This window comes from Candidatus Halobonum tyrrellensis G22, from assembly GCF_000495475.1.
Taxonomy (GTDB): domain Archaea; phylum Halobacteriota; class Halobacteria; order Halobacteriales; family Haloferacaceae; genus Halobonum; species Halobonum tyrrellense.
This window is the reverse complement of the sequence record NZ_ASGZ01000020.1, coordinates 17,224-34,037: the sequence shown is the minus strand read 5'-3', so window position 1 is coordinate 34,037 and position 16,814 is coordinate 17,224. Positions and strand designations below refer to the sequence as shown.

Genomic DNA, 16,814 nt, shown 5'->3' with positions numbered 1-16,814 from the left:
TACCACGAGCGACCCGCGAGGCCACGTATGGACGACATCGACATCGAGACGGTCGCGGAGCCCGGTCTCGACGACCCGACGCTGATCGAGGGACTCCCGGGCGTCGGCCACGTGGGGAAACTGGTGGCCGAACACCTCGTCGAGGAGTTCGACGGCGACGTGGTCCGCCGGGTGTACACCACCGACTTCCCCCCGCAGGTCACCGTCGACGACGACGGCGTCGCGGAGTTGACCCACGCCGAGTTCCACCACGTCGACGCCGACGGCACCGACCTGCTCGTGCTCACGGGCGACCACCAGGCGGCGAGCAACGAGGGCCACTACCGACTCACCACCTCCTTTCTCGATGTGGCCGAGGAGTTCGGCTGCGAGCGCGCGTTCGCACTCGGGGGCGTCCCCACCGGGGAACTGATCGAGGACGACGAGTACGGCGTACTCGGCGCGCGGACCGGCGACGCCGACCGCGAGGAACTGGCGGAGGCGGGCGTCGAGTTCCGCGAGGACGAACCCGCGGGCGGGATCGTCGGCGTCTCGGGGCTGGTGCTCGGACTGGGCGCGCGCCGGGGGCTGAACGCGGCCTGCCTGATGGGCGAGACGTCGGGCTACCTCGTCGACCCCAAGAGCGCGCAGGCGGTTCTGGAAGTGCTCCAGGAGGTGCTCGGCTTCGAAGTGGACTTCTCGGACCTGGAAGACCGCGCCGAGGAGATGGAGGAGGTCGTCGGCAAGATCCGCGAGATGCAGGGCGGCGGCGGCGGCGGGATGCCCAGCGAGGACGAACTCCGCTACATCGGCTGATCCGACCGGGGGAGCGCCGCGGCGGTCGGACGACCGGCCGCCCCGGCCGCGACCGACCGGAGAGGGTCCGGCCCGACCCCGGCGGACGACCGGTGGGGCCTTCTACCCCGAATCGCCCCGGATCGGGACTGCGAGCGGTTCACACACCGGAGATGCGTTCGGCTGCCACAACCCATTTTCCCGTCGCGCCCCACCGTTCGGATACGATGTCACAGGACGCGACACCGTCGGCCGCGGACGCGCCGACCGCCGAGGGAATGCCGATGCTGGGTCTCGGGACGTGGGAGAACGACGACCCCGAGGAGTGTCGGACGGCGGTCGAGACGGCGCTGGAGACGGGGTACCGCCACATCGACACCGCACAGGCGTACGGCAACGAGGCGGAGGTCGGCGACGGCATCGAACGCGCCGACGTCGACCGCGAGGACGTGTTCCTCGCGACGAAGGTGTGGCGGAAGAACCTCGCGGCCGACGACGTCCGCGAGACGACCGAGGAGAGCCTCGACCGACTCGGCGTCGACTCGGTCGACCTGCTGTACATGCACTGGCCGACCGGGACGTACGACGTCGAGGAGACGTTCGGCGCGTTCGAACAACTGTACAACGACGGGCTGATCCACCGCGTCGGGGTCTCCAACTTCCGAACCGAGGACCTCAAGGAGGCGCTCGACGTCGCCGACGTGCCGATCTTCGCCCACCAGTTCGAGTGTCACCCGCTGCTCCCCCAGAAGGCGCTCCGCGAGATAACCGAGGCGCACGACATCCAGCCGGTGGCGTACTCGCCGCTCGCGCGCGGCGAGGTGTTCGAGGTGGACGAACTCACCGAGATCGCGGAGACGTACGACACCAACGAGGGGCAGGTCAGTCTGGCGTGGCTCCGCGAGAAGGGCGTCACGACCATCCCCAAGGCGACCAGCGAGGAGCACATCCGCGACAACTGGGGTAGCCTCGACCTCGACCTCGACGACGAGGACGTCGCCGCCATCGACAACATCGACCGCGAGGAGCGGATGGTCGACCCCGACTTCGCCCCCTGGAACTGAGCCGCGTCCGAACCGGCCATCGGGAAGCCACCCCGAGACGGCGGCGACCCGGCCCCGCGGTCGGCTCCCGTTATCAGAATCGACCGCCGGGACGAAACGTTAAATCGGGCCCTCCCGCTCTCCCCGAGCGATGGAACGACGCGCATCGCCGGGGCTGGCCGACGCCGTCCGTATCGACCTGCGACGGCTCCACGCCACGTGGATGGAACTGCTGTTCCCGCGGCAACTCGACCCCGGTCGGGTGGTCGGCCGGTGGCGGCCCGAGACCGGTCCCCAGCGAGCCGCCTATCTGGCGTGGAGCGTGCTCGGCGTCCCGCTGCTCGTTCTCCTCTACCCGCTGCTGCTGTTCGGGTTCGCGACGCGGTTTTACGCCGGCCGCGCCGACTCGGCGGCGACCCGGCTGGGCGTCGTCGGCGTGGTGGTCACGTCGCTCGCCGCGTGGGGGCTGCTCACCGTCGCGGCGTGGCTCAGACGGTTCCCCGTCGGCGGACTGGTCGCCGTCGGCGCCGCGGGCGCCGTCGCGACCGTCGCCGCGGCGCTCGCGGTGGTGTGTTCGCGCGCCGGCGGTCGGGCGACGAGCGTCCTCGTCGCCTACCCCGCGGGCGTGACCGCGTTCCTGCTCCCGCCGGTGGTCGCGGCGCTGTACTCGCCGGCGCTCGCGGACGTGGTGTTCGCCAACAGCCGGACGCTCGCGGTGTGGCTGCTCGACACCCTCCTCGACTACGGCGGGCTGAACGCGCTGATCCGCGCGCGGTTCGACCTCCGGGGGCTGGCGTACGTGGCGATGTGGTTCGCCATCGCGGTCCCGGTCGGCTGGCTGTTCGGCCTGCTGGTCGCGCTCGCGGACGTGGTCCGGCCGACCGCCGCCGCCGCGAGCGACGGTGGGGGGTAGCGGGCGAGTCGAACTGCTCCGAGAGAGAGTGCGTAAGACCTGCAGGACCCGCGGGACCCGCAACCCCGCGAGCGGGACGGTCCCCCCTCCGGCGGCCCACCGGTTGCCGCGACCGCTAGTCGCCGCCGCCGCGGCGGTTGCCCGCGCCCGGGTTCGTCTCGGCCTCGTCGTCGATGACCTCGTCGAGCGTCTCGTCGGAGACGCTGGTGGCGACGCGCACGCCCACCAGCGCGAGCACCAACCCACCCGCGATGAACAGCGCGAGCCGCTGGACGGGCGAGAGCGGGACGCCGAGTAGTTCGAGCGCGCCCCAGCCCGCCTCGCGTTCGAGGAAGTAGCCCGCGAAGCCGCGGACGACCAGCCCGACCGCGAGCGCGCCGAACGGGAGGTTGAGGTACGACGTGCGCACCCCCTCGTCGCGGATGAGTTCGTCGAGCAGGCGTCCGAGCGACGCGGTGAGCGCCGCGACGGCGAGCCAGGGGACGCTGTCGTAGACGAACCGCATGGCGGCGACGAACTCCCCTTCGGTCGACGCCGACGCCCCGAGACCGCCGAGGAAGACGCCGACGAGCGTCAGCCCCAGCGCCACGACGTACGTGACGACCGCGACCTGCCCGGAGTAGAGCGCCTCGCGGGCCCGCTCGGGGGTGCGTTCGACCACCTCGTCGACGCCGAGCCCGTAGTAGAGCAGCGTCGCGCCCAGAAGCGAGGCGACGCCCGCGAGCGCGACGGTCGTCGAGAACTGCAACAGCAACACCGGGAGGATGATCAGCCCGATGCCGACCGGGACGAGAACGGTCTCGCGGAGTTCCTCGTCGGCCATGAACTGCTTGAGCAGGTAGTAGGTGGACTCGAGGTCGCGCGCCTGCCGCACCACCACGCGGTCGACCGAGTCGACGGGCAGCCGCGACTCGACGATGGGGACCGCCCGCTCGTCGCCGGCGGAGTCGATCACCACGATGGCCGACTCCACCTCGTGGGCCGCACACACCTCGTCGAGTTGGGCCGCGAGCGCGCGGTCGGCGCGGACGGGCGAGTCGCCGTCGCCCGACACCACCGCGACCACGGCCTCCTCGCCGCCGTCGGAGAGTTGCCGCGCGACGTGGAGCGATTCGAGCAGGCAGTTGACGCCCGCGTCCTCCGGGTCCGCGAGACCGAGGTCGGTCACGAGCGAGCGGACCGCCTCCCAGCCGACGACGGGGGTCGCGACGCCCGCCTTCCGACCCACGTCGTTCGAGCGGTCCACACAGAGGACCAGCGTCGTCACGGTCTCTCGGAGGCGTGCCCCGGTGAAAAACCCATCACCCGGTGCTCGCCCGGCCTCACAGTTCGAGACCGCCCTCGTCGGCGCCGAACGCCGCGGCGACGCCCGCCCCGAGCGCGTACGCGACCCGCGAGACGCCCATCCCGAACCGGTCGGAGAGGCCGCGTTCGGGTTCGAACGCCCGCCGGACCGGCTCCCCCTCGATGCGTTCGCCCACCCGCGCCTCGGCGTCGTCGTCGGTGCCGAGCGCGGTCACCAGCCCGAACTCGACGGCGTCCTCGCCGAGGAACACGCGCGCTTCCGTCTGACGGACCGTCTGCTCGTCTATCTCGAACGACTCGGCGACGCGTTCGACGAAGTTGTCGTACCAGGCGTCCGACAGCCCCTGGAGGTACTCCCGTTCGTGCGCCTCCATCCGCTTGAACGGCGCGCCGGTCGCGTCCTTGTACGCCCCCGAGACGATGCGTTCGTAGCTGACCCCGTAGCGGTCGGCGAACTCGTCGAACCGGGTCTGGGAGAACCGCACCCCGATGCTGCCGACGAGGCTGGCGTCCCGCGCCCACAGTTCGTCACAGCCCGACGCGATCCACATCCCCCCGGACGCACAGAGGTCGGTGGTGTACGCGACGGTCGGCCCGTCGAACTCGGCGGCGGCCAGCCGGATGTCGTCGCTCGGCACCACCTCGCCGCCGGGCGTGTTCAGCTTCAGCATCAGCGCCTCCACCTTGGGGTCGTCGTCCGCGCGTTCGATCTGGTCGACCACCTCGTCGGCGCCGGGCGTCGTCGGCGACCGGGGGAGCGAACTGCCGCCGCCGTCGCGGGTGATCGGACCCGACACCTCGACCTCCGCGACGGTGTAGTCGGCGTACCGCTCGGCGAGCGCGCGGCCGACGAGTCGGGCGACGACGACCACGAGCGCGATAGTGAGCAGGACGCCCAGCAGGTCTGCGAGACCGACCGGGAGGACGACGAAGGCCGCGACGCCGACGGCCCCGGCCACGACCACCGCCAGGAGGAGCGCGACGACGCGAACCGGCGTCGGGGCGCCCGACTCCGATGAGTCTGTCATGCAGCCACGTGCGGCGGGGGTGAACCTAAAGCCGGGTGTCCGCGGTCGTCCGTCGACGGGGTGGGCGGAGCGGTCCCGGGTCGGCACGATCCCGGCGGCGGGTGGCCGTCGCTCTGTGGGCGGCGTCGGAAGAACGGCGTAGAAATCGCGGTCGAATTCGGGGTTAGATTTAGAGCAGCCCCGTCTTCTGGAGCTTCATCAGGTCCTCGGTGTCGAGGGTCTCGCCTTCCTTGAACTTCTGATAGATCTCCTCGGCCTCCTCGCGTTCGGCCTCCTGCTTCTCCTCGCGTTCGGCCTTCTTCTCCTGCTCCTCCTCCTTGTCCAGTTCGCGCAGGCGCTTCTGGACGGTGACGAAGTCCTCGTGGTGGCGGTCGGCCATCTCCTGGGCCTCCACGAACAGTTCGTGCATCGCGTCGGCCTCGTCGCGGATGTCGTCGGCCTCGCGGTACGCCTCGATCATCCGGTTGTGGTGTTCCTGCGCCTCGTCGGCCAGTTCGGTCACCTTCTGGTGGTGCTTCGAGGCCTCCGAGCGGACCTCCTCGGCCTCCTCCACCAGCTCTTCGAGGTCGCCGCTGTTGTCGACCTTCTCCTTCTTCTCGGCGAGCTGCTCGCGCTTGTCCTCGATCTTCTCGATGAGTTCGCGCTCGTCCTCGGTCGAGAGCACCTCGGTCTGCTGTTTGAACTCGAGGTCCTCGATCTCCTCTTTGAGCTCCTCGATGGACTTGCCCGAGCCGAGTTCGAGGTCCTGCTTTTTCGACTCGACCTCGTCGAACAGCTCGTTCGCCTCGGCGTTGAGTTCGTTGCGGCTGTTCTTGTGCTCTTGAACCTGTTCGTTGAGCTCGTCGCGCTTCTCGCGGTGTTCCTGCGCCTCGTCGACCTTCTCGCGCGTCTTCGCGTTCAGGTCGTCGCGCTTGGAAGCGCGCTCGGAGGCCATCTGGTTCAGTTCGTTCCGGCGGTCGCGGAGCTGACCCGCCTTCTTGATCAGTTGGCCCTTGGAGCCGTTGTCGATTTCGTCGTCGGTGAGCCCGACGTTTCGCTGTTCGTCCATACTTTCGAGACCGTACTCTTCGAGAACTTCCTCTTGCGTTACCATGGTTCGTTACCTCGACACCATACTGCTTCGGGGGTGGCGGACGCTACACGGGGAGTGCGCGCGTCCGGATGGGTGTAAGAACGCCGTGTCATTTAGCGTACGATGCCACCACGCCCGAAGGCGTTCTGGTACGCACAGCTACACGGTTGCGACACATAAATGCTCCGGTGAAACGAGGGTGAAAAGCGGTGGCACACGCCGTCTACCCGCCGGGAACGTGTGATACGCTCTCAGGGATATGTCAGCCCGATCGAACGTCAGACCCGCCGGTAGTCGCCGAGCCGCGTCCCGTCGAGGAGGTACGCCTCGCCGGACGCCAGCCCGTCGGGGAGGTACGGCGCGAGGAACTGCCCTTCGACGTTGACCCACGTCCCGCCCGAGCGGTCGTTGAACGCGGGGAACACCACGAGTTCCGGCGGCTCCTCCCCCCAGTCGGGCAGGTCGGCGTTACGGTCCGCGAACGGGCCGTACGCGAGCGGCCCGCGGAGCCACGCCTTCTCCGCGCGCCCGCCGCCCACCTCGTCGGAGAGTTTCACGCGCGGGTGTTCGTGGCCCGTACAGACCACGTCCGCCGCGAGCACGTCCGGGGCTGGCCAGGTGTGACCGTGGACGATACCCACGTCGCCGAGGCGCGCGCCCGCGGCGTCGGTCACGCGGAGTCGGTCGCCGAACGCCTCAGCGACGCCGGGGTCGTGGTTGCCGAGCGCGAGCGTCACCGGGACGCCCACCGCGTCGAGGAGGGCGGCGAGTTCCGCGCGCTCGGCGTCGCCGGTCGACCCGATCCGGTGACCCAGGTCGCCGAGGACGACCAGCCGGTCGGCGCCCGTCCGCGCGAGCAGCGAGAGCAGCCGCTCGCGCCGCTCGTCTGCCGCGCTGTCGAGTTCGACCCCGCGCTCGTAGCGCAGGCCCGCCTCGATGCCGGCGTGGTAGTCCGCGATCAGTAGCCCCGTCTCGCCGCCCAGGTCGGCGGTCGCCGCGGGCGCTCCCGGGACGGGCTCGACGAGCGGCTGCGCGTCCCCATCCGCGTCGGCCACGTCAGATGGGTTTGAGCACGCCGTCGTCGGGTTCGTAGCACTTCCCGCCCATCAGCGCGTCCTGGATCGCCTCCTCGATGTCGCTCTCGTCGGCGCCGTAGCGGTCGACCGCCGCCGCCACCACCTCGTCGCGGTCGGCGCCGTCGCCGTCGTCGAGTTCGTCCATCAACTCGACCGCGGCCTCCTCCAGGTCGACGTCGACGGCGTCGTCGTCCGTCGTCGCCGCCTCCGCGGGGTCCTCCGCCGGCGTGCTGGCGTCCGCCGGGTCGTCCATGGTCGCGGTCTCGGCGGGGTCTTCGACCGCGGCGGGTTCGGCGTTCTCGCCCTCCGGCGGCGCCGCCTCCTCGCCCGCGGGGGTCGTCCCGACCGTCCCCTCGCTCGCGGGTTCGGTCGCGCCCGCGCCGGGTTCGGGTTCGGGCTGGTGTTGGTCCGCGATCTCCTCGTCCATCCCGTCGGCCATCCCGCTGTCGGGGTCGGGCGTCTCGATGTCCGCGTCGCCCGGGTCGGGCACGTCCGCCCCCGAGGAGAACTCGACGCCGTGTTCCGCTTCGGCCTCGCGGCGCTCCTCGTCGCTGAGCGCGTCCTCGAAGTCGTCGGGGTCGGCGGCGTCCGCGTCGGCGTCCGCCTCCGGGTCGGCGCCGGGCGCGTCGAACTCGCGGGCGTTCGCCTCCTCGAGGTCGCCGGGGTCCGACTCGTCGTCCGGGTCGTTCGGCCCCACGTCGCCGAAGTCGTTCGGACTCCCCTCGCCCGGGTCGGCCTCGTCGAAGTCGCCGGGTTCGGCGGCGTCCGTCTCGCCGCGCGGCGTCGACTCCACCTCGTCGGGCGTCGGGTCCGACCCCTCGAAGTCGCCGAGGCCGCCCTCGGCGTCGTCGGCGTCCCCGCCCGTCTCCTCGAAGTCGTCGAGGCCGGCGGCGGCGTCGGTGTCGGCGGTCCCGGCGTCGCTCGCCGTCCCGGATTCGGCCTCGCTCTCGGCCGCCTCGGCGGCGTCGACCTCCGCCCGCCCGTCCGGGTCGGGACTGGCCACGTCCGCGTCGGGCACCGCGTCGGTCTCCTCGTCGAGACTTTCGTCGGCCTCGTCGGGGGTCGCACTCGCAGTCGTATCCGCCCCGGCGGCGGTGTCGTCTTCGGCGGCGGTGTCGTCCTCGGCGGCCGCCCCGGGCGTCGTCTCCGTCTCCGTCTCGCGGTCGTCGTCGCCGCCGTCGGCGGTCACGGGCTCCGCCTCGGTCGTCGTCTCGCCCACCGACGAGTCGGCGGTCGCACCCTCGTCGGTCCCGGGCGCGTCGGCGTCGGGGTCGACGTCCGCCATCGTTGCTCCCTCCGAGCGGGCGTCGGCTCCGGTTCCGGCGCTCGCGGTCGGGGTGTCGAACTCGTAGTCGACCGCCGGGAGCGCACCCAGTTCGCCCGGGCCGGTCTCGTCGGGGTCGACGTCGAGCGGGCGGACCTCGTCCACCTCGCCCGCGACGAGTTCGAGCGCGTCGACCGCGACCGCTCGGACGGCTTCGAGGTAGCGTTCGGTCGTCCCGTAGTGGTCGATGGCGAGCGGCACCCCCGACGCGAGCGCGGTCGGCACGCCCGCCGCCTCCAAGCGCGCCCGGAGGTCGTCGCCGCGTTCGTCCATCTCGAGGGACGCAGCGAACACCGCGAGCCGTCGGAGCGTCGCGCGCGCCGCCGAGACGGTCCAGCGGTCGCGCGTGCCCGCGTCCACCTCGGCGAGACTCTCCGGGCGGACGGACGTGAACACCCGGTCGGAGTCCTCGGGCTGGAACGTCCGCGCCTTCCCCGTGAGCGCGACGAACGCCGGCGGCTCCGCCCGGTCGAGGAACGCCAGCGCGTCGGGCTGGTACTGGCCCGCGTAGGTGACGAACGCGCCCGTGGGGTCGACCACGCGGCCCCGCAGGGTCTCGTCGTTGACGCTCTCGACTTCGGTCAACACGCCCACCGCGAACAGCCGGTTGACCCGGAGGCCGGTCGGCGTCACCACGTAGTTGGGCGCGCGCTCCTCGTCGCTCTCGGAGTAGTCGAGGTCGGCGTCGTCGAACTCGGCGGCGAACAGCCGGTGGGCCACCTCGCGGGCGCCCGGTCCGGAGTCGCCGCCGTCGTCGCCGTTCGAGGTCGAGTTGGAGCCGTCGGAGGAGCTCACGCGCCCACCTCCGCGTCGCCGCCGAGTTCCTCGAGCGCCGCGCGGGCGCGGGCCGCGGCGTCGTCGTCCGTCTCGTCGAACGCGCTCGCGTCGAGGTTGGCGCCGTACTCGTCGACCGAGAGGTGCCCGCGGACGCGGTACTCCCGGCCCACCAGTTTCCCGCGGACGTCCTCGGCGACCACCTCGCGGCTCATCGCGTCGCGGGCGGCCGAGAGGGCGTCCTCCAGCGTGCCGCCGTACACGTCCTCGGTTATCTCGCGGCCGAGGATGGCGGTGACGGTGGCGGTGCCGTCGTCGACGATGGCCTTGATCCGGAGGTCGTCGTCGGGGTCGACCTGGCCGTGGCTCCGACACTGACCGTTCTGGACCAGCCGGCCGCACTCCGGACACCGCTCTATCAGCCCGGAGCCGTCGCGCACCTCGATGACGTTGCCGACGACCGCCACGTCGTACATGCCGCCCGACTCGACCGCCTCGGCGACGTCGACCTCGGGCGCCTCGTCGGACACCTCGACGCTCGCCGGCGACACCTCCGTGAACTCCGTGAGGTTGACCGAGGGGACGCCGCGGAACTCGCGGACGTACACGTCCTCGAACCGGAGCTCCGCGCCCTCCTCCAGTTCGGGCGTCGGGTCCCAGTCGGTGAACGGGAGCCGCGCCGTCTCGTCGCCGAGCACGCCCGAGAGGATGGTGGTCTCGCCGTCGCGGCCGTCGATGACCCGCTGTTCGACTTCGAGCACGCGCGCCTCGACGGTCCGCCCGCGGTCGCCGGCCGCGAGGTCGACCAGGTCGCGCTCGCCGCCCACCCGCTGGGGCACGTCGAGCGTCTCGGATTCGAGCGCGACCGTCGACGACTCGCCCATGTTGAGTTCCGGCTCGCCCTCCCACTCGCGGACGCCCGCGTTGCCGACGGTGACGGTGTCGCCGGGCTCGAAGCCGAAGTCGGTCCACGCGGTGTACGACACCACGCCCGACTCGTCGGCGAGTTCGCCCTCGCGGATCACCGTCTCGTCGCCCTGATACCGGATGCGCCGCCGGCCGACGCTCAACACGCGGGCAGTGACCGTGACGTTCCCCCCGTCGGGGGTGAGGTCCGCGATGGCCTTCGACTCGGGCGTGCCGCCGTCGCCGCCCCCGCCGCCGTACTTCCGGCGGACGGACTGCTTGGCCTCGTCGATGGGGACGCTGTACTCCAGAAGGTTCTCCAGGTCCTGCCGTACCTCCTCTTTGTCTTGGCCGAGAGCGGAGGCGAGCTCCTCGGCGTGCTGGTCGATGTCCATCACGCCGACCTACCCCGCGCGGACTGTTAAACTCTCCGCGCGCGCGTGCTCGGCTGGTCCCTCGACGCGACTCGGTCGCCCGACTCCGCCCCCGTCAGTCCGACCCGCCCCGGGGGCGCGAGCCGTCGTCGGCCGCGTCGGCCGACGCGGGCGCGGCGGGCGGGGTCGGGTCGCGCGACCCGTTCGCTCGCCGCTCGCGGACCCAGCGGGCGGCGGCGCCGACCGCGAACCCCACCAGCCCGACGGTGACGCCCGCCAGCAGCGCGACGGCCGCCGAGAACGTCACCTGGACCGCGAGCGCGCTCGTCGGCGGAACCATCCGCGCTATCGCGACGGTGGCGACGAACGGGACCATCCCCGCCGCTGCGAGCGCGACGAGTCCCGCCGTCGCGGGCAGGCCGGCGCCGTCGTACGCCGCCACCGCCGCGAGGAGGAGCAGCGCGACGGCGGCGACCGGGAGCCACGGGCCGGTCGCGGCGACGAACGGCTCCGCGAGCGACAGCCCGAGCGCGAACGCGCCGACGCCGAGCACCCACCCCAGCGCCAGGTAGCGGCGGCGCTCGGGGCGCGTCCCGGCGACGACCCGGAGCGCGTTCACGAACGGTCCCCCTCGACGCCGCGGGTCGCCCCGGCGGTCCGGGGTCGGCGACCCCGCTCGCGGGTCGGCAAGCCGGCGTCCGTCGTCGGGCGTGGGTGGTCGTCGGTCACGCCCGCCAGTACCGCCGGGGGTCACAAAAACGCCGCGGGCGTCCGCGGGGTCGGCGGCGGTCCCGTTCGGGCCCGTGTGACATATACTGACAGCGTGCGATACGGTCGACCATGAACTATCCCGACTGGAGCGAGAGACAACGGCACACGAGCGTCACCGTCGACGGCCACGACGTGGAGTTCGCCTACTACGAGGCGGGAGCGGACCGCGACGGGCCGCCGGTGGTGTTGCTCCACGGCATCCCGACGTGGTCGTACCTCTGGCGGGACGCCGCGCCCGCGCTCGGCGAGCACCGGCACGTGTTCGCGCCGAACCTCCCGGGGTACGGCAACTCCGAACGGGGCGAGGGGTTCGACCGGTCGGTCCGCGCCGCCACCGCGGCGCTCGCGGACTTCCTCGCGAGCGCGACCGCTCACCGGACGGTCGACCTGGTGGGTCACGACATCGGCGGGGCGGTCGCGCTCCGCTACGCGGCGGCCCGACCCGACGCGGTGGGCCGGCTGGTGCTGTCGAACGCGGCGTGTTTCGACTCGTGGCCGGTCGAGGTGATAAACGACCTCGGCGCGCCGGGCGTGACCGCCGGCTGGACCGACGAGGAACTCGACGACCGACTGGAGTACCTGTTCGTCGACGGCGCGTACGACGAGGCCGACCCCTCGTGGGTCGCGGGCATGAAGTCGCCGTGGACCGTCCGCGGCGGGCGGACGGACCTCGCGCGGGCGGCGGTGGCGACGAACACCAACCACACCACCGAGATCGCGTACGGCGACATCACCGCGGACCTGCTGTGTCTGTGGGGCGCGGAGGACGGTCTCCAACCGGTCGAGAACGCACAGCGACTCGTCAGCGAGACGGCGGGCGACGGGCGGGTGGTCCGTCTCGACGAGGCGGCACACTGGGTGACCCACGACCGGCCGGACGCCTACCGCGATAGCCTGCTCGACTTCCTCGCGTGAGTCGCACGCGGGTCGCCGTCCCCCCTTCTTCTCGCTCTCTGGCTCCCTCCCTCTCGCGCTCTCTCCCCCCTCTCCTCTCTAGTCCTGCTCTACTCGCGGTCGAACAGCGTGTCGCCGGCCTCGATCTCGTTGCTCTCGGCGTACCGCTCGATCAGGTCGACGTTCCGCTGGTTCGACTTCCACGTCGCGTCGAAGATGTCGCCGACGACGGGGACGAACCCGAGGAGGGTGTCGACGACCACGTTGAACAGCATCCGCCCGATCACGTTGCGCGGGACGCCCATGTTCGCCCCCTCGGCGACGATGTACAGCGACAGCAGCCCCGTGATGGTGTCGCCGGCCACGGGCAACAGCCCGATGAGCGGGTCGAGTCCGATCCGGCGGTCAGTGCCCGGGATCGGCAGCGAGTCGTCCAGCAGGTAGCCGACCGTCCGGACCCGCGAGAGCGACGCGCTCTCGTCGCGCACCCAGCCGACCGGCGACCGCCGCCCGGTCCCGTCGGTCCCGTCCGACCCGAGTCGCGTATCCACCGACTCCGACAGCGAACCCGCAGTCTCGCGGAGTGTGTCGATCACACCCGCCTCTCGCCGCCCAGCCGCATAGAGGCTGGGGCCGCAGTCGCCGGTCGCCGCGGCCCGCCCGCCCGCACCGGCCCGCAGAGATTTACGGCGTCCGGCGGAGAGGGGAGGTATGAGCCTCGCGGACCGCTTCTCCGTCGCCGGTCGGACGACGATCGTGACGGGGGCGTCGAGCGGTATCGGACGGGAGATAGCCGAGCAGTTCGCCGCCGACGGGGCGGACGTGGTGGTCTGCTCGCGCGAACAGGAGCACGTCGACCCGGTCGCGGAGGCGATCAACGACCCCGACGACGGCAGGGGCGGCGGGAGCGACGGGGGGCGGTGTCTCGCCGTCGAGTGCGACGTGACCGACCGCGACGCGGTGGAGGCGCTCGTGGAGGCGACCGTCGACGAGTTCGGCCGGATCGACGCGCTCGTCAACAACGCGGGCGCGTCGTTCACCAGCCCGTTCGAGGACATCTCCGAGAACGGCTGGAAGCGGGTGGTCGACATCAACCTCCACGGCGCGTACCACTGCACGCAGGCGGCGGGCGAACGCCTCGCCGCCACCGACGGCGTCGTCGTCAACGTCGCGAGCGTCGCCGGCACGCGCGCCGCCCGCTACATGAGCCACTACGGGGCGGCGAAGGCCGGCCTGATCAACCTCACCGAGACGCTCGCCGTCGAGTGGGCCTCCCGGGGCGTCCGCGTCAACTGCGTCGCCCCCGGCTACGTGGCGACGGCCGGCATCGAAGAACAGATGGGCATCTCGGCCGACGACGTCGACCGGAGCGACGTGGACCGCCGCATCGGGACGACCGCGGAGATAGCCGACGTGACCCGGTTCCTGGTCAGCGACGCCGCCTCGTTCGTCACCGGCGAGACGGTCGAAGCGCAGGGCGTGCCGTCGGCTGAGGATCTCCCCGAGATGGCCTGAGTTCGGGTCCCGACCCGCTCCGATCGTGGGTCCGAGGCGACCGCACCGACCCGACCGCCGGGTCCGGGGCGGTTACAGCGAGAGGCTAGTGAGACCGAGCGCCGCGAAACCGGTGAGCGCGAGCACGCCCGCGCCGGCGAGTCCCAGCCGGATCCGGGCGCCCGTCGTCGTTTCCATACCGGACGGGGACGGTCGCGTGGCAAATACCTTCGCCCCGCGGTATCGGATCGGATACTCACCGGTCGGTGGTGGTCGCGTCGACCACCTCGTAGGCGACGCCGGTCTCGCGGAGGCGGTCGGTGTGCGCCGACAGGTCCGCGGCGACGGTCAAGAGGAGGACGTCCAGTCCCTTGGTCGTCGCCTCCTCGACGGCCGCGACGGTGCCGAAGCGCACGTCGGGCGTCACGTCCGCGGCGCGGGCGGCCGCGAGCGCCTCGGTTCCGGCGACGGCGACCACCGGGTGGTCGGCGGCGAGCGCGCGGACCCGCTGAGGGTCGAGCGCGCGGCTCCCCCCCTCGGCGACCGGCGGGAACACCACCGCCGTCACCGTGCCGAGGTCGTAGTCGATCAGCCCCTCGAAGTCGGTGACGCCCACGTCCTCGTCGGCGGCGGCGTCCGTGACCGCCGCCGCCGTCGCGCCGCCGTCGCCCGCGCCGCCGTCGGTCGGCGTCGCGCGGAGCACGCCGCCGCGCATCGACAGCGTCACCCGCTGGCCCGCGGTCACCTCGGCGGTCGCCAGCGCCGTCTCCACCGCGACGTCGCCGAGAACGTCCGTCGAGACGTGGTCGACGTACTCGCGGAGCGCGTCGGTCTGGCCGGTGAGCCAGTCGACCCCCTCCTTCGTCACCTCGTAGCGGCCGCGGCCCCCGCGGCTGACCGCGCCCTCGTCGACCAGGTCGCTCAGGTGCTCGGAGACCGCCTGTGCGGTCACGCCGACCGCGTCGGCGATCTCCCGCTGGCTCACCGCCGGCTGCCGCTCGGCGACCTCGACGAGGATCCGGTAGCGGGTCGCGTCCCGCTTGTTCCGGAGCACCGCCGACCCGGTCCGTGAGTCGCTCATGGGCGCCGGTAGGCGACCGAACACAAGTAGCTTTGTGGACCACCCGCCGCTCCGGCCCGCTCGCGGGCGCGCCGACAACTGCGGTTGTGTTCGTGCCGACCGACGGGACGAATCATACCAAACACTTACCAGTATACACCTACATAGTTCGTGATAGATGCGGGCGGGACGGGTCCGACCGGCCCGCACCGCGGCCCGACGGAGAACCCAGATGTCAACCCACCACCACCCAACCGCCACCGACGCTCGGTCCCGATCAGCCGACCCGGTCGTGTTGATAGTCGACGACGACCCCGGCGTTCGCGACCTGCACGCGGCGTTTCTCGACCCCGACTACCGGGTGGTGACCGCCGACACGGGCGACCGGGCGCTCGACCTGTTCGACGCGACGGTCGACGTGGTCCTCCTCGACCGACAGCTCGGACGGTCGACCGGGCGGGAGGTCCTCGACCGGATCCGCGACCGCGGGTTCGACTGCCGGGTGGCGATGGTGTCGGCGCTCCCGTTCGACGCCGACGTCGCCGACGCCCCCATCGACGACTACCTCACCAAGCCCGTCTCCCGCGAGCAGTTGGCCGGGACCGTCGACCGACTCCTCGCGCGTGACGGCCGCGGGCGCCGCCGGACGGGGCGGTCCGACCCGAGCGCGCGGTGAGGCGGCGTCGCCGGGTCGACCCGCCGGTGCCGCCCCGCTTTTGTGTCCGAGGCCCCGACTGACGCGCGTGAGCCAGCCCGACCGACGCGCCGACGACAGCGCCACGGCGGAGCCGATCACCGTCTTCTCCGACTACGTCTGTCCGTTCTGCTACCTGGGCCGGGCGTCGCTCGCCGCGTTCCGCGAGCGTCGCGACGACCCGCCCGCGACCGAGTGGCACCCGTTCGACCTCCGGGGACACAAGCGCGGCGCGGACGGCGAGATAGACGAGTCGGTCGACGACGGCAAGGACGACGACTACTTCGCGCAGGTGCGCGAGAACGTCGCGCGGCTCTCCGAGGAGTACGGCGTCGAACTTGACCTCGAGGCGGTGCCCGATATCGACTCGTGGAACGCCCAGCAGGCCGCGCTGTACGTCCGCGACGAGCGGCCCGACCGGTTCGAGGCGTTCGACGACGCCGTGTTCGAGGCGTACTGGACCGACCACCGCGACGTCGGCGACCCGGACGTCCTCGCGGAGCTCGCGGCCGACGCGGGGCTCGACCCCGAGGCGGTCCGGACCGCCCTCGCGAGCGACGAGTGGGAGTCCCGGCTCGAAGCCCGGTTCCGGGACGCCAAGGAGATGGGCGTCACGGGCGTCCCGACGTTCGCGTACCGCGGACACGCCGCCCGCGGCGCGGTGCCGCCCGAACAACTCGAACGGCTCGTCGCCGGCGAGTAACGCGGCCCGGAGCCGCGTCGGCGCACCGGCCCGGTCGGCGCCGCGAGCGCCCGCGGGGTGGGCGGCCGCCGGGACCGACGGTCTTTTGCCGCCCGCCACACCGGTTCGTGCATGAGCCGAAGCCGTACCGGTCCCCGGCCGTGGCTGGCGGCGCTGCTCGCGCTCGTGGTCACGGGCGCCGGCCACGCCTACCTCCGCCGGTGGGCGCGCGCGCTGGGGTGGTTCCTGTTCACGTTCGCGGCCGTCGCCACGTTCGTCCCCGAGGAGGCGATCCAGGCGACGTTCTCGGGCGGGACCCCCGCCGACCCGCTCGCGCTCGCGCCGCCGGCGCTGGTCGTGTTCGCCAGCGCGGCCGACGCCTACCTGCTCGCCCGGCGGGCCCGCGGGAGACCCGTCACGGGCGACCCGAACGCGGCGGCGGCCGCCGTGACCGGGCGGGAGGAGGGCGGCCGGTGTCCGAACTGCGGACACGACATCGACGCCGACATGGAGTTCGACTTCTGTCCGTGGTGTTCGGCCGAACTCGGGCCGCGCGCCGACGCCGACGACCGCTGACGGCCGGGCGGAACGACCCGACTGACCGCCGACGGCCGGGCGGATCGGCGGGCC

Annotated in this window: 17 protein-coding genes; 8 read left to right on the top strand and 9 right to left on the bottom strand. The window is 72.3% G+C overall.

The window, feature by feature from the left end; translation table 11 throughout:
- The first annotated feature begins 27 nt into the window (after nucleotides 1-27).
- The 3 genes from K933_RS06015 (at nucleotide 28) to K933_RS06005 (ending at nucleotide 2,730) form a co-directional block, all read left to right on the top strand.
- Nucleotides 28-795: a proteasome assembly chaperone family protein gene (locus K933_RS06015; RefSeq protein WP_023393805.1), complete on the top strand. Its 768-nt coding sequence runs from the start codon at nucleotides 28-30 to the stop codon at nucleotides 793-795.
- A 206-nt stretch (nucleotides 796-1,001) separates the two neighbouring features.
- Nucleotides 1,002-1,838, top strand: coding sequence for an aldo/keto reductase (locus tag K933_RS06010; RefSeq protein WP_049947652.1), 837 nt, complete (start codon nucleotides 1,002-1,004; stop codon nucleotides 1,836-1,838).
- Nucleotides 1,839-1,968: 130 nt separating this feature from the next.
- Nucleotides 1,969-2,730 (top strand): hypothetical protein, encoded by a 762-nt coding sequence (locus tag K933_RS06005; protein WP_023393803.1) that lies wholly within the window; start codon nucleotides 1,969-1,971, stop codon nucleotides 2,728-2,730.
- A 115-nt stretch (nucleotides 2,731-2,845) separates the two neighbouring features.
- On the opposite strand, the gene K933_RS06000 is transcribed toward K933_RS06005, so the two are convergent.
- The 7 genes from K933_RS06000 to K933_RS05970 form a co-directional block, all read right to left on the bottom strand.
- Nucleotides 2,846-3,997: a DUF373 family protein gene (locus tag K933_RS06000; RefSeq protein WP_023393802.1), complete on the bottom strand. Its 1,152-nt coding sequence runs from the start codon at nucleotides 3,995-3,997 to the stop codon at nucleotides 2,846-2,848.
- Nucleotides 3,998-4,052: 55 nt separating this feature from the next.
- Nucleotides 4,053-5,063 (bottom strand): S49 family peptidase, encoded by a 1,011-nt coding sequence (locus tag K933_RS05995; protein WP_023393801.1) that lies wholly within the window; start codon nucleotides 5,061-5,063, stop codon nucleotides 4,053-4,055.
- 169 nt (nucleotides 5,064-5,232) lie between these two features.
- The gene (locus K933_RS05990; RefSeq protein WP_049947651.1) at nucleotides 5,233-6,156 is read right to left on the bottom strand and encodes a coiled-coil protein; all 924 of its coding nucleotides are present in this window, start codon (nucleotides 6,154-6,156) and stop codon (nucleotides 5,233-5,235) included.
- A 257-nt stretch (nucleotides 6,157-6,413) separates the two neighbouring features.
- Entirely contained in the window at nucleotides 6,414-7,190 is a 777-nt protein-coding gene (locus tag K933_RS05985; RefSeq protein WP_023393799.1) for a metallophosphoesterase, read from the bottom strand.
- A 1-nt stretch (nucleotide 7,191) separates the two neighbouring features.
- Complete coding sequence (locus K933_RS05980) at nucleotides 7,192-9,255, bottom strand: hypothetical protein (RefSeq protein ID WP_152529756.1); 2,064 nt, start codon at nucleotides 9,253-9,255, stop codon at nucleotides 7,192-7,194.
- A 71-nt stretch (nucleotides 9,256-9,326) separates the two neighbouring features.
- Nucleotides 9,327-10,610 carry a Single-stranded DNA binding protein gene (locus K933_RS05975; protein WP_023393797.1) on the bottom strand — a complete coding sequence of 428 codons (1,284 nt, stop codon included), beginning with the start codon at nucleotides 10,608-10,610 and terminating at the stop codon, nucleotides 9,327-9,329.
- Between the two features lie 94 nt (nucleotides 10,611-10,704).
- A complete protein-coding gene (locus tag K933_RS05970; RefSeq protein WP_023393796.1) occupies nucleotides 10,705-11,208 on the bottom strand; it encodes a hypothetical protein in 504 nt (167 codons plus the stop codon).
- A 221-nt stretch (nucleotides 11,209-11,429) separates the two neighbouring features.
- Here K933_RS05970 and K933_RS05965 point away from each other — a divergent pair, with 221 nt between their 5' ends.
- A complete protein-coding gene (locus K933_RS05965; protein WP_023393795.1) occupies nucleotides 11,430-12,275 on the top strand; it encodes an alpha/beta fold hydrolase in 846 nt (281 codons plus the stop codon).
- Between the two features lie 89 nt (nucleotides 12,276-12,364).
- On the opposite strand, the gene K933_RS05960 is transcribed toward K933_RS05965, so the two are convergent.
- Nucleotides 12,365-12,850, bottom strand: a complete 486-nt coding sequence (locus K933_RS05960) for a DUF4112 domain-containing protein (RefSeq protein WP_023393794.1) — start codon at nucleotides 12,848-12,850, stop codon at nucleotides 12,365-12,367.
- 115 nt (nucleotides 12,851-12,965) lie between these two features.
- Between K933_RS05960 and K933_RS05955 the strand changes: the two genes are divergently transcribed.
- Nucleotides 12,966-13,769, top strand: a complete 804-nt coding sequence (locus tag K933_RS05955) for an SDR family NAD(P)-dependent oxidoreductase (protein ID WP_023393793.1) — start codon at nucleotides 12,966-12,968, stop codon at nucleotides 13,767-13,769.
- A gap of 235 nt (nucleotides 13,770-14,004) precedes the next feature.
- On the opposite strand, the gene K933_RS05950 is transcribed toward K933_RS05955, so the two are convergent.
- The gene (locus K933_RS05950; RefSeq protein ID WP_023393792.1) at nucleotides 14,005-14,829 is read right to left on the bottom strand and encodes a DUF7839 domain-containing protein; all 825 of its coding nucleotides are present in this window, start codon (nucleotides 14,827-14,829) and stop codon (nucleotides 14,005-14,007) included.
- A 211-nt stretch (nucleotides 14,830-15,040) separates the two neighbouring features.
- On the opposite strand from K933_RS05950, the gene K933_RS05945 reads away from it, so the two are divergent.
- From K933_RS05945 to K933_RS05935, 3 genes are all read left to right on the top strand, one after another.
- The gene (locus tag K933_RS05945; protein ID WP_161631405.1) at nucleotides 15,041-15,484 is read left to right on the top strand and encodes a response regulator; all 444 of its coding nucleotides are present in this window, start codon (nucleotides 15,041-15,043) and stop codon (nucleotides 15,482-15,484) included.
- A gap of 67 nt (nucleotides 15,485-15,551) precedes the next feature.
- On the top strand, nucleotides 15,552-16,205 hold the full coding sequence (locus K933_RS05940) for a DsbA family oxidoreductase (protein WP_023393790.1): 654 nt from the start codon (nucleotides 15,552-15,554) through the stop codon (nucleotides 16,203-16,205).
- 111 nt (nucleotides 16,206-16,316) lie between these two features.
- A complete protein-coding gene (locus K933_RS05935; RefSeq protein ID WP_023393789.1) occupies nucleotides 16,317-16,760 on the top strand; it encodes a zinc ribbon domain-containing protein in 444 nt (147 codons plus the stop codon).
- The last annotated feature ends 54 nt before the right edge of the window (nucleotides 16,761-16,814 follow it).

Coding starts and splice junctions, on each gene's coding strand:
- K933_RS06015 (WP_023393805.1), top strand. CDS start 28: ATGGACGACATCGACATCGAGACGGTCGCGGAGCCCGGTCTCGACGAC.
- K933_RS05990 (WP_049947651.1), bottom strand. CDS start 6,156: ATGGTAACGCAAGAGGAAGTTCTCGAAGAGTACGGTCTCGAAAGTATG.
- K933_RS06005 (WP_023393803.1), top strand. CDS start 1,969: ATGGAACGACGCGCATCGCCGGGGCTGGCCGACGCCGTCCGTATCGAC.
- K933_RS05995 (WP_023393801.1), bottom strand. CDS start 5,063: ATGACAGACTCATCGGAGTCGGGCGCCCCGACGCCGGTTCGCGTCGTC.
- K933_RS05935 (WP_023393789.1), top strand. CDS start 16,317: ATGAGCCGAAGCCGTACCGGTCCCCGGCCGTGGCTGGCGGCGCTGCTC.
- K933_RS05955 (WP_023393793.1), top strand. CDS start 12,966: ATGAGCCTCGCGGACCGCTTCTCCGTCGCCGGTCGGACGACGATCGTG.
- K933_RS05945 (WP_161631405.1), top strand. CDS start 15,041: ATGTCAACCCACCACCACCCAACCGCCACCGACGCTCGGTCCCGATCA.
- K933_RS05975 (WP_023393797.1), bottom strand. CDS start 10,610: ATGGACATCGACCAGCACGCCGAGGAGCTCGCCTCCGCTCTCGGCCAA.
- K933_RS06010 (WP_049947652.1), top strand. CDS start 1,002: ATGTCACAGGACGCGACACCGTCGGCCGCGGACGCGCCGACCGCCGAG.
- K933_RS05950 (WP_023393792.1), bottom strand. CDS start 14,829: ATGAGCGACTCACGGACCGGGTCGGCGGTGCTCCGGAACAAGCGGGAC.
- K933_RS05965 (WP_023393795.1), top strand. CDS start 11,430: ATGAACTATCCCGACTGGAGCGAGAGACAACGGCACACGAGCGTCACC.